The 12,009-nt window shown below is 40.7% G+C and carries 9 protein-coding genes and 1 pseudogene; 6 read left to right on the top strand and 4 right to left on the bottom strand.

The window, feature by feature from the left end; all coding sequences use genetic code 11:
• Window positions 1-6 precede the first annotated feature (6 nt).
• The 3 genes from nirD to KTI79_RS01690 are packed head-to-tail and all read right to left on the bottom strand — an operon-like array spanning window position 7 to window position 5,522.
• The gene (gene nirD, locus KTI79_RS01680; RefSeq protein WP_032053996.1) at window positions 7-1,629 is read right to left on the bottom strand and encodes a nitrite reductase small subunit NirD; all 1,623 of its coding nucleotides are present in this window, start codon (window positions 1,627-1,629) and stop codon (window positions 7-9) included.
• A 14-nt stretch (window positions 1,630-1,643) separates the two neighbouring features.
• A complete protein-coding gene (gene nirB, locus KTI79_RS01685; RefSeq protein WP_032053997.1) occupies window positions 1,644-4,190 on the bottom strand; it encodes a nitrite reductase large subunit NirB in 2,547 nt (848 codons plus the stop codon).
• A gap of 27 nt (window positions 4,191-4,217) precedes the next feature.
• On the bottom strand, window positions 4,218-5,522 hold the full coding sequence (locus KTI79_RS01690) for an MFS transporter (RefSeq protein WP_228132445.1): 1,305 nt from the start codon (window positions 5,520-5,522) through the stop codon (window positions 4,218-4,220).
• Here KTI79_RS01690 and KTI79_RS01695 point away from each other — a divergent pair.
• The 3 genes from KTI79_RS01695 (at window position 5,410) to KTI79_RS01705 (ending at window position 7,628) form a co-directional block, all read left to right on the top strand.
• Complete coding sequence (locus KTI79_RS01695) at window positions 5,410-5,646, top strand: hypothetical protein (RefSeq protein ID WP_228132447.1); 237 nt, start codon at window positions 5,410-5,412, stop codon at window positions 5,644-5,646. The two genes, KTI79_RS01690 and KTI79_RS01695, sit on opposite strands and share 113 nt — an antisense overlap.
• Window positions 5,647-6,014: 368 nt before the next feature.
• Window positions 6,015-6,605, top strand: coding sequence for an ANTAR domain-containing response regulator (locus KTI79_RS01700; protein WP_016140698.1), 591 nt, complete (start codon window positions 6,015-6,017; stop codon window positions 6,603-6,605).
• The gene (locus tag KTI79_RS01705; protein ID WP_032054000.1) at window positions 6,606-7,628 is read left to right on the top strand and encodes an ABC transporter substrate-binding protein; all 1,023 of its coding nucleotides are present in this window, start codon (window positions 6,606-6,608) and stop codon (window positions 7,626-7,628) included. It begins immediately after the preceding gene.
• 23 nt (window positions 7,629-7,651) lie between these two features.
• Here KTI79_RS01705 and KTI79_RS01710 read toward each other — a convergent pair.
• A pseudogene (locus tag KTI79_RS01710) lies at window positions 7,652-7,747 on the bottom strand (hypothetical protein); the annotation flags it as partial.
• A 507-nt stretch (window positions 7,748-8,254) separates the two neighbouring features.
• On the opposite strand from KTI79_RS01710, the gene sbnA reads away from it, so the two are divergent.
• From sbnA to KTI79_RS01725, 3 genes are all read left to right on the top strand, one after another.
• Window positions 8,255-9,259 (top strand): 2,3-diaminopropionate biosynthesis protein SbnA, encoded by a 1,005-nt coding sequence (sbnA, locus tag KTI79_RS01715; protein WP_032054001.1) that lies wholly within the window; start codon window positions 8,255-8,257, stop codon window positions 9,257-9,259.
• 21 nt (window positions 9,260-9,280) lie between these two features.
• A complete protein-coding gene (gene sbnB, locus KTI79_RS01720) occupies window positions 9,281-10,294 on the top strand; it encodes a 2,3-diaminopropionate biosynthesis protein SbnB (protein WP_032054002.1) in 1,014 nt (337 codons plus the stop codon).
• Window positions 10,295-10,365: 71 nt separating this feature from the next.
• On the top strand, window positions 10,366-12,006 hold the full coding sequence (locus tag KTI79_RS01725; RefSeq protein ID WP_079284218.1) for an IucA/IucC family protein: 1,641 nt from the start codon (window positions 10,366-10,368) through the stop codon (window positions 12,004-12,006).
• Window positions 12,007-12,009: the final 3 nt, after the last annotated feature.

A 12,009-nucleotide genomic window follows, 5' to 3' on the forward strand; every position in this document is an offset into this window, starting at 1 on the left:
CCCTATTTAGCCTGCATTTTTTAATGCAAAATCTCGACCAAATAGCAGTTTATTTCTGAATGAAGAAACAGGTGTTTGGTCTGCAATCAACTCTGCATACCACATGCCATCTTCAGTATCACCAAACAATACTGCACCGATTACTCGATCGCTTTGAATGATAATACGTTTATAAATCTGGCGTTTTTCATCATTCAGGATAATATCTTCATAATCATCTTTCGGCTCAAAATTGCCTGCCGAGAATACATCGACACCACTGACTTTTAACTGAGTCGGTACGGTCGGAGCTTTAAAAGTTAAGCTGCCGTGCTCTGCTAAATGGGTCGCGCAAATAAAAGCTTGGCCCCACAGTGGTTCAACCAAACCGAAAGTTTGACCACGATGTTCAATACACTCACCCACCGCGTAAATACTTGGATCAAACGTTTGCATGGTGTCATTCACCAATACACCACGGTTACAACGTAATCCTGCACTTTGCGCCAAAGCAATATTCGGACGAATACCTACAGCGAACACCACAAGGTCAGCATCTAACACTGTGCCATCTTTCAAACGGATTTGTTTGATATGACCATTTTCATCACCAATTAACGCCTCTGTATTTGCTTCGGTAATAATATGAATGCCTTTCTGCTCAATACTATGACGAAGTAATTGACTCGCACGGCTGTCGAGTTGGCGTTCCATAATACGGTCCATTAAATGTAGAACTGTGACATTCATACCACGTTGCTTTAATCCATAGGCAGCTTCTAAACCCAGCAAACCGCCACCAATCACGACTGCATTAGTTTTTGAACCACAGTATTCAATCATGGTGTTAACGTCATAAATATCGCGGAAAGTTAACACGCCTTTTAAGTCAATACCTTGAACTGGTGGAATAAATGGGGCCGAGCCTGTTGCCAGAATCAAACGGTCATAATCAACAGTTTGCCCTTTTTCGGTGTAAACCACTTTACGTGGACGATCAATTTTTACAGCCTTGTCACCCGCAATAAATTTGATGCCTTTATCGCTATACCACTTTGGTGGGTGCAGCATAATATCTTCAATGGTTTTTTCGCCTGATAAAACCGGAGATAACATAATACGGTTATAGTTACCCCATGGTTCTTCACCAATTACTGTAACGTCATAACGGTCTGGTGCCATATCCAGCAAATCTTCTAGACAACGCATCCCTGCTAAACCATTACCAATCAGTACCAGTTTAAGTTTGTCTTGAGACACACCTGTATTGGTAATATAAGTTTTTTGCGGCACAGGGTTGACCAAAACACGACCATCAACAATTTTGCTCGGATAAACTGAGAGTTTTTGGTCTTTATCTTCTAAACAACGGCCTGTTGCCAAACTAAAGTGTTGTTTATAGATTGGCGATGCGATGACCCGTTCACCTTGCAAATCGCCAATAATGCCGCGGCTCATGACGTTGGCTTGGCTAAACGGATCTTTATTGCTTAACACGTAAACACGTTTTTCATGACCTACACGAAAGATTGCCACCGCTTGACCACCCACTAGTGCACCCGCGCCAGTGTTTGGGGTTAAATCATCGAGTGCGCACACATCAATCCATTGATCATCAGGAAGCATATTTTTGTCTTGTACAATATTCATAGAGATTCTCCTTGTTATGCTTCAACCATTGGAATGCGGTCTTCTGAACGCTCAGCTTCAGTTAATGGACGAATTTGACCACGTTCAGTTGTAAATTGAATGTGTGGATCAGCCTGTTCATTTGCATCTGCATTGATATAAGTTTGGAAGCGTTTACGAACTTCAGGATTTTCTACCGCAGTACGCCATTCATCTTGATATGTGCCAATAATGTGTTCCATACGGCGCTCAAGCTCAGCCGCCAAACCAAGTGAATCATCCACAACTACAGATTTAAGGTAATCTAGGCCACCTTCCATGTTGTCACGCCATACACTGGTACGTTGTAAACGGTCTGCAGTTTGGATGTAGAACATATAGAAACGGTCGATATAACGGATGAGCGTTGCTTTATCGAGGTCAGAGGCAAGTAATTCTGCATGACGGGGTTTCATACCACCGTTACCACAGACATAAAGGTTCCAACCTTTTTCAGTCGCGATAATACCGACGTCTTTACCTTGTGCTTCTGCGCACTCACGGGTACAACCAGACACAGCCATTTTTAATTTATGTGGTGAACGTAAACCTTTGTAGCGGTTTTCAAGCTCGATCGCTAAACCAACCGAGTTGTCTACACCGTAACGGCACCAAGTACTTCCCACACATGATTTCACGGTACGCAATGATTTACCGTAAGCATGACCAGACTCAAAACCAGCAGCATTTAGCTCTTCCCAAATGAATGGAAGCTCGTGAACTTGCGCACCGAACATGTCAACACGTTGACCGCCAGTAATTTTGGTGTACAGGTTATATTTTTTCGCGATTTGTCCAATGGCAATTAAACCATCCGGAGTCACTTCACCGCCTGCCATACGCGGCACAACCGAGTAAGAACCATCTTTTTGGATGTTGCCCAAGTAGTAGTCATTACTGTCTTGTAGACCAGCATGGCTTGGCTCAAGGACGAAATCGTTCCAGCAAGATGCCAAGATATTTGCCGCAGCAGGTTTACAGATGTCACAACCCAACCCATGACCATGTTGATGAATCAAATCATCAAAGGTTTTGATTTCATTGACACGAACCAAGTGATACAACTCTTGACGTGAGTACGGGAAATGTTCGCAAATATGGTTGTTAACCGTCACACCTTGACGTTGCAACTCTGACTTCAACACTTGAGTCACTAATGGTGCACAACCACCACATGCGGTTGCTGCTTTGGTGCATTTCTTTAATGCACCTAAAGAGGTCGAACCATCGCTAATTGCTTGGCAGATGTCCGCTTTTGATACGTTGTTACATGAACAGATTGTTGCGCTGTCAGGCAATAAATCGACACCGCTACCACCAGATTTTCCTGCCGACTGCTCAAATCCCGGCATAATTAAGCTTTCAGGAATTTCCGGTAAAGCCAGACCGTTTAACATCATTTGTAAAAGGTCGTTGTATTCTTTGGCATCGCCCACCAAAACTGCACCAAGCAATTTGGTTTTATCTGCATTTACAACGATCTTTTTATAAACCAGTGCATGCTCATCTGCATAGAAATAGCTTAATGCACCCGGCGTCATGGCATGCGCATCACCGACAGAGGCAACGTCCACCCCCATCAACTTCAACTTAGTGCTCATGTCTGCGCCAGCGAAGCAATGGCACTCTTCATCTAAAATGTGTTTTGCTGCAATACGCGCCATGTCATAGCCCGGAGCAACCAAACCATAAATTTTGTTTTGCCAAAGTGCACATTCACCAATGGCATAAATATTGTTATCTGAAGTTTGGCAGTAATCATTAATGACGATACCGCCACGCTCACCAATCGCGAGTCCACTGTTGCGTGCAAGCTCATCACGTGGACGGATCCCCGCAGAGAATAAAATGACATCGGCTTCAAGCTCACTACCATCTGCAAATTTCATTACATGCGTAGTGCTGTCGCCCGATTCAATAGATTGAGTCGCTTTTTGTGTATGAACTTTTACACCAAGGTCTTCAATTTTACGGCGTAAAACTTTACCGCCCAAGTCATCAATTTGAACTGCCATTAAACGTGGCGCAAACTCAACAACATGGGTTTCTAAATCTAAATCACGCAACGCTTTGGCTGCCTCAAGACCAAGTAAACCACCACCAATCACTACACCCGTTTTTGCATTAAGACTTGCTGCACGAATCGCGTCTAAGTCTTCAATCGTACGGTAAACAAAACAGTTTTCACGATCATTACCCGGAATTGGTGGAACAAATGCATAAGAACCCGTTGCCAACACCAATTTGTCATAGCTGATGACATCACCATGATTGGTTGTGACTGTTTGTGCTGCTGTATCAATTGCAGTTGCTTTAGTGTTTAAACGTAAGTCAATGCCATGCGCATCGGCAAAGTCAAAACGAGCTAAAGATAAATCTTTTGCCGATTTCCCCGAAAAATATTCTGTCAAATGTACGCGGTCATACGCGATACGAGGCTCTTCCGCGAGAATCGTGATTTCCAGTTCATCATCTGCTTTTTCTAAAATGGCTTCGATGAATTTGTGGCCCACCATACCATGACCAATCATTACCAATTTCATAGTGTTTCTCCTCAAATCACGTTGCTTTTAAGCTGCGTTATTGCGATCTAAAATAGCTTGCTCAAATAGACGTTGTTCTTTTGCCTTGTGCTCTACCGAGAAGCGAATCAACATCACGAAGCATCCAGCGACAATGACAAATCCACCTAATGCCATCAGGCAAGATTGAATATCTGTCATACCTTTTAATAAAAAACCTGCAACGACCGCGCCTGCATTGCCTCCGGCACCGATAATGCCAGACACACCGCCCAGTGCTTCGCGGTCGATAAATGGAACCATGGCATAGGTCGCACCGCATGCCATGTTGATGAAGAGTGCAAAGACCACCATGCTCATGATGGCCAAGTGAGCGACATTCATTTGTGAAAATAAAATCAGGAATAGCCCTTCGCCTAAAATCATGACAAAGAGTAGTTTTGTACGGCCATCCAAGCCTTTTTTGATTGCTACTTTGTCAGAAAGAAAACCTCCTAAAGAGCGAGCAAATATGGCAAGTAGTCCTAAAATTCCGGCAGTTAAGCCTGCCTCTTTTAAGCCAAAGTGAAATTTTTCGACGTAGTACATGGCCAAAATGTTGTGCATAAAAATCTCAACACCAAAACATGCGCCGTATGTACCAAATAAAATCCAGACACGGTAATTACCAGCTGCTTGTTTCATTACAGCCCAGCCGCCTTTTTTACCGCTATCGGTTGCAATGCCTTGAGCGCGCAGCTCATCAAAGTTGCCTTGTGGGCAGTCTTGGGTAAATTTCCAGTACATGAATGCCACCACAAGCATCATTACGCCTGGCATTAAAAGTGCAATACGCCAGCCCATAGATTGCTCAACGCCAAACATCACAATTGCAGAGAGAATCAAAGGCATGACTGCTTGTGTTGTCCCACCGCCGGCATTACCCCAACCTACGGCGGTTGCATTGGCTGTGCCCACTACATTTGGCGCAAACATGACGCTGGTGTGATATTGAGTGATGACAAAGCTTGCGCCAATAGCACCAATCAAAAAGCGGAAAAAGAGAAAGGATTCGTAACTTCTAACCGCAGTGATTCCAATGACCGGGATACTGCCGACAAGTAAAAGCGTGATGTATGCTTTACGTGGACCATATTTGTCACACAAAGGTCCGACAACCAAACGTACGACAATCGTGACAGCAACGGCCGCAATACTAATGTTAGCAATTTGATCTTTTGTTAAATGGAACTCACCTGCAATGACAGGCATGAGAGGCGCACAAGCAAACCACGCAAAAAAGCAAGCAAAAAAAGCGAGCCAACTCATGTGGAAGGCCCGCATCGCTGGAACTGTAAAATTAAACAGCTTAATAGATGTTGCTTTTGTGGCTGACAAATTCAAAGACATTGCCTTCACTCCGACTGAACGTAACTTCTTTGTGCACACCAAGGTATTCACAAACTCGATCAGAACGGACATCATTGGCCGTCTTTAAAACTCATGGTCGTCTTCGACCTGTTATTGAATAAGCATTTTGTATGCCAGCTTTCTAAAAAATTAAATTAATATTTTTTTATTATTATTTTTCATATAGATAAAATTTTTAAAAAAATAAAAATGATCACTCTCACATCTTGAACTACTCTAGCCTTGCACACTTATAGGGTTCAGGTAAAAATACGCTCTGCTACAAAATGAATCGCATTTTTGCACCAAGATTGATCAGTAGCGTCATTAAGCATGCTAATTTAGCGATAAAGCTCGATTTTTTCTTTAGTTTGCTATGGCATTAATCTTGCTTAAATAATTGATAACAAAAACGCGTCGAATTGGCGCATTTTCTTAGCCTGATTTTCTGAACTTATGCCAAAACTCAAAATAGCCCTTATTGATGATGATCATGCGCGAGCCGACTATATAAGAAAAAGTTTGCTTGAAAATGATTTTGAAGTAGTTGCATGCCTTACTTTGGATCATTTGAATATTTTCCGTCTGGAACATTTGCAAGCTGATGTCATCTTGCTTGATATGGATCATCCCCATCGTGACATTATTGAAAGCTGTGTCAGTAGCTATGACCTGCCTACAGTTCTATTTACCAAAAATTCCGATAAAGACACCATTAAACAAGCCATCGATGCGGGAGTAACTGCGTATATTGTCGATGGCATCGACCCTTCTCGCTTACATACCATTTTAGAAATCTCAATTGAGCAATATAAAAAGCACAAAAAACTCGAAGGTGATTTAAAAGAAGCTCAAACCAAACTTGCTGACCGTAAGGATGTTGAAAAGGCCAAAGTGCTACTTATGCAACTGCATGGCTTACCTGAAGAAACTGCATTTCAACTTCTTAGAAAGAATGCGATGAGCCACCGCATTACAATTGGAGAAATGGCACGGCGTTTACTTGACGCTCAAAAATTACTTGGCAATCAATTAAAGGATGAATAAATGAGCAGATTAGAAAAGACTCAATTACAACTCGGCTATATTCCTTTGCTTGATTGTCTTGCGTTGCTTTGGGCAAAACAAAGAGGTTTCTTTGAAGAAGAAGGTTTAGAAGTTACTTTAGTTAAAGAAGCATCGTGGGCGAGTCTGCGCGACCGTCTTGCTTTTGGATTATTAGATGCAGCCCATTGTTTATCTGCAATGTTACCTGCGGCGGCTGTAGGCGCAGATCAAATTGGTACACCTTTACAAACATCGCTGGTTTTAAGTGAAAATCGTGCTTTTATTAGCTTAAGTCAAAAACTTACTCATCAACTTGCAATTCAAGAAAATGACACCGCTCAAGTAACGGCACGAAAAGTGGCAAGTTATCTTGGACAAGGCTACTCCATTTCGTTGGCGCATGTGTTTAAGCATTCTATTCACCATTACTGTTTAAGAGAGTGGCTGGCTTTAGCAAACCCTGAACTTGCTCAATCAATTCAGCTCAAAACATTACCGCCACCTTATATGGTCGAAGCACTGGATAAACATGTGATTGATGGTTTTTGTGTAGGCGAACCTTGGAATACCCAAGGTGAGCTTCTTGGTTTAAGTAAAATAATTTGCTCAAGCCAAAACGTTATTCCGTCTATCGCTGACAAGGTTTTAGCCGTAACGCAAGAATGGGCGGAGCAGCATCCACAAACGCTCGTCGCGCTCACCGCCGCAATCATGAAAGCCCAACAAGAGTTGAGCGAGTTACAAGACTTTGCTCCAATTCTAAAATTATTGGTTGAATCTGGAATTGTTCGTTTTCATTGCTCAGAAGAAGTGCATGTTGATAAATATTTTATGATTCAAGATATTGTCCGTCATTTAGTAAAAGAAAGTGCACTTCCAAAAGTAGAAGACTTTTACTGGCTGCTCGAACAAATGCAAAAATGGGATGAACTTCAAATCGAGCAAGCCCAAATCACCAGTTTGGGAGCTCAATGTATTCATCTTGAGGCTTATAAACAAGCCAAACAGCGATATACTTCATAAACTATCTGGGTCAAATCAGCATAAAAAAAGCTGTCTTTTATGACAAAGACAGCTTGAAAGACCCATAAGACAAAATGCGAAACACGCATTACTATACTTTCTGGACTCAACTGATCCATTGAAAATATAGCGCTTATGAAAATGATCATATCTATCTAAACATATCATTTTCAGACATTTTCATATCAATAACTGCCACTTGATCAATTTCAGTTCATTATTCAAAGCATCTTAAGTCAGTCTTTAAATACTTATCTCTTCTTTAAGCCTTAAATCTACCCATGCTTACTACAGAATAGTGATGCATCAATTACGCGGGTGAGTTCATAAATTTCATTTTATTTCTTCAAAAGAATTTCTCGCATCTGTCTTAATTAAATTAATTTTTTTAGCTCCAAAGTAATTTATTGCCTATGTCATTATATTTAAAAAGATTTATTTATTAATCTTTTTGTAAAACTTAAATATTACGATTCAAATAATTAGATAAAAAAAATTAGTGAAAATTCCTCTAAGTCCCTCCTTTTTTGAGTTACAAACCGCAACAATCATGGCACAAATGGTAATAATAATTTAATTAATAATAATTATCATTCACACCACATAAAAACCTGAGAAGATCTACCATGATCCATGAAAATATTCTCGACTGCATAGGTAAAACGCCACTATTACAACTATCAAGGCTATTCACGCATCAATCGATCTCAGTGATTGCGAAAATGGAATTGTTAAACCCAGGAGGAAGTATTAAAGACCGTCCGGCATTATTCATGCTACAGGAAGGCCTGAAATCTGGAGTGATTAATAAAGATAGTCATATTGTTGAAAGTTCGTCAGGGAACTTAGCTATTGCTCTTGCAATGGCATGCAAAATCTATGGATTAAAATTTACTGCGGTTATTGACCCGAAAATTGCCTCAGCAAACTTACAAATGTTGAAGCTCTACAAGGCCAATATCGAGATGGTCTCTGAAAAAGACCAAAACGGCGGTTACTTAAAAACCAGAATTGACACTGTAAAACGACTCTGCCAACAACTGCCGAATGCTGTCTGGATTAATCAGTATGCAAATCCAAACAACTGGAAAAGCCACTATTTTGGTGAAGCGGAAGAAATCCTCAATCAAATTGACCGCAAAATTGATTACCTCGTGATTGGGGCGAGCACCTCAGGCACGATTATGGGCGTATCTCGTCGCCTTAAAGAAAGATTTCCAGAATTAAAAGTGATCGCAGTCGATATCGTCGGCTCTGTGTTGTTCGGTGGCACATCTGGTCCACGCGAAATTCCTGGTATTGGTGCAAGTACTGTCCCACCACTACTCTCCCCCGATGAAATTGATGATGTCATTTATGTAGATGACTATGAGTCGGCACTGGGTTGCCGAGAACTTCTTGAGCATGAAGGAATCTTTGCTGGCGGTTCAAGTGGCTCATCAATTTCAGCCATCAAAAAACTGATTCCAACCATTCCTGAAGGATCGTGCGTCTTAACATTGTTGCCCGATCGCGGCGATCGTTATCTCGATCTGGTTTATGAAGATGAATGGTTCGAAATGATCAAGAAGCGTCACTTCAATCGAAACGTACGACGCCAAGAAAACCTTACTTTACAAAATGTTGTTTAACCTTCTCCTTAGGAAATATTCATGAGCAATTTGGCTACCCTTCGCTACTTAAGTCAATCAGATTTATTAAATCTGGGCGCAAATCATAGTAATTCATTTATTGAAGCGATTACTGAAGGTTTAACCCTGCATGCAAATAAACAGTTTGTACAACCCTTAAAACCTTATCTTCGCTGGCAAGGTGCAGACCATATTGCTGACCGTATTATTGCCATGCCTTGCTATTTAGGTGGCAATGACCCGATTGCCGGAATTAAATGGATTGGTTCAAGACAACATAACCCTAAAAAATTCAATATTCCGCGTGCTAGCGCACTGATTGTTTTAAATGACTCAGAAACAAATTATCCAGTTGCAGTGATGGAAGGCAGCCTCATTAGTGCAATGCGAACTGCTGCAATTACTGGTGTTTCGATTAAATATCTAGCAAAAAAAGACTTTTCAGACATTACCGTAATTGGCTGCGGACCAATTGCTCAAATGCAGATTAAGACTGTACTTGAACAATATGCTCAAGTGAAAAAAATCCATTTATTTGATGTGAACCCCGAAGCGGCTGAAAAACTCAAAGCGTTGTTTTTATCGGAATATCCACATCTAGAAATTGAAATTCATGACAGTGCTAAGTCTGCAATTGAGCAAGCAGATGTCCTCATTACCTGTACCGTTTCAGATAAGCCTTACATTCCATTTGAATGGCTTAAAAAAGGCTGCTTTGTTTCAAACATTTCAATTATGGACATTGAGCCTGAAGCCTTCTTAAAAGTAGACAAAGTGATTGTAGATGACTGGGATCAATCAAACCGAGAAAAGAAAGTCATCAACGTACTCGTTGAAGATGGTTTATTCAGCCGTGAAAAACTGCATGCCGAACTTGGCGACATCATTATTGGTCATAAAAACGGCCGCGAACACGAAGATGAAATCATTTTGCTCAATCCAATGGGCATGGCGATTGATGACATTGTCTGCGCTAAATGGTTCTTCAATGCAGCACAAGAACAAAACGTTGGCACGGTTCTACCGCTTTTATAAGAATAGGAATAACTAAAATGTTAGATCGGATTTACACAGCACAACTACAAAAAACGATAGATGCACTCTACATGGAGAATTATGGAGATTTTAAAGATCATATTTCCTATAAAAAGCCTTATCTGGCAATTACTCTCAATGATGAGTTGGAGCTCTATTTCAACTGTTTAAAAGTAGATGGTGTAAATCCTTTCTATGTTACCCAACCCGAAGTTTTGCTTCATAACCTCTTAAACAATACGACGTCTAAAATTTCTATTTCTGAAGTTTTTAACTATTTAACCCAAGCATCTTGGTGGCCGTCACCACACCGTCAGAAAGCAATTAATTATTGGCTCGACAACTTAGTAACGGCTGAAAAAATCCCTCAAATTTTACAGTCAGCCCTTTCATTTTCTTCGCCTTTGATTACTAGTGAATTGTTATCACTGGTAGCTGATCGCCCATTTCATCCGTTCGCTCACTCAAAAGGCGAACTTGCATTACTCACAACTCAAAAAGAAATTGAGGTGTATTGGTGGGCCTTTAAGAAAGATGACGTGATCAACAATATGGAATCAATTCCTCACAAAGAGCTTCTGTTATCAGAAGTTGAGGAACGTCTGATTGCTGACAAGATGGCTCAGCTTTCAGATGACTACTTAGCGCTGCCTTTACTAGAGACTCAACATCGCTATTTAAAGTTTGAAGAAAATAAGTACAGCGGTATTGACCTAAACCATGTCACCACAATTGGTTTACCGACTTCTTCTTTAAGAACGCTTATTCACAACGCAAACCCTACTCTGCATTTAAAACTCTCAACCAATGCCAAAACATTAGGTGCAATCCGCTCTATGCCAGGTCGTTATTTAATGAATGGACATACGGCTTATGATTTTTTAAATGACGTTATTAATGAAACTGGTTTATTAAAAAATCGTCTCTTTTTAAGTAATGAAACGCATTGGTGGGTACTCGGTAAACAAGAGCCGATTGTAAAAAATTTAGGGGTGATTGGTTGCCAAGTCCGACATTTACCGGATATTTGTCGAGACCAAAACATCACCCCAATCACTATGTCAGCTTTAAGCTGTACCTATGTCGACCCTTGGGAAACGTTAGGCGTTGAAGGTGACAAATGGTCATTACTAAAAGACTTAAGTGTTCATTTTATTCAAACATTCTTAACGCTTTGGGCAAAAGGCATCATGCCTGAATGCCACGGGCAAAACACCATGGTGTGTTATGAAAATAATAAGTTGAAATGCTTTATTTTACGTGACCACGACACCTTAAGAATATGTACCACAGCCATTGAAGAAAATGGTTTTACACCTCCAGTTTATACCATTGATACCAGCACGCCGAACAATCTTATCTTTACTAAAAATGAAGACTTATTTAATTACTTCATTACTTTAGGGATTCAAATTAACCTCTACCCGATTGCTTTAGCTACCTTGAAGTATACGGATCGTACAGAAAGCGATTTTTGGGAGATGGTTCAAGACATTATTCAAGATTTTGTAGAAATCCAACCCATTTCAGAACAAACAAAATCACAAATTCAAACCTATCTTTTTGACAATAAGACTTGGCCATTCAAACAGCTACTTACGCCTTTACTTTCGCAAGAAAGCGACTCAACAGGCATGCCAAGTAAAATCGGAACTACACCGAACCCTTATCACAGCTTATCTGTTTCTAGCTATGAGACCATGGATATCTAAATC

Origin of the sequence: Acinetobacter sp. WU_MDCI_Abxd143, assembly GCF_025514195.1 — a bacterium.
Classification (GTDB): domain Bacteria; phylum Pseudomonadota; class Gammaproteobacteria; order Pseudomonadales; family Moraxellaceae; genus Acinetobacter; species Acinetobacter pittii_H.

Bases quoted from the DNA above. Each gene is read 5' to 3' on its own strand.
- nirD (WP_032053996.1), bottom strand. From the start codon at position 1,629: ATGAATATTGTACAAGACAAAAATATGCTTCCTGATGATCAATGGATT.
- nirB (WP_032053997.1), bottom strand. From the start codon at position 4,190: ATGAAATTGGTAATGATTGGTCATGGTATGGTGGGCCACAAATTCATC.
- KTI79_RS01695 (WP_228132447.1), top strand. From the start codon at position 5,410: ATGACAGGCATGAGAGGCGCACAAGCAAACCACGCAAAAAAGCAAGCA.
- KTI79_RS01700 (WP_016140698.1), top strand. From the start codon at position 6,015: ATGCCAAAACTCAAAATAGCCCTTATTGATGATGATCATGCGCGAGCC.
- KTI79_RS01705 (WP_032054000.1), top strand. From the start codon at position 6,606: ATGAGCAGATTAGAAAAGACTCAATTACAACTCGGCTATATTCCTTTG.
- sbnA (WP_032054001.1), top strand. From the start codon at position 8,255: ATGATCCATGAAAATATTCTCGACTGCATAGGTAAAACGCCACTATTA.
- sbnB (WP_032054002.1), top strand. From the start codon at position 9,281: ATGAGCAATTTGGCTACCCTTCGCTACTTAAGTCAATCAGATTTATTA.
- KTI79_RS01725 (WP_079284218.1), top strand. From the start codon at position 10,366: ATGGAGAATTATGGAGATTTTAAAGATCATATTTCCTATAAAAAGCCT.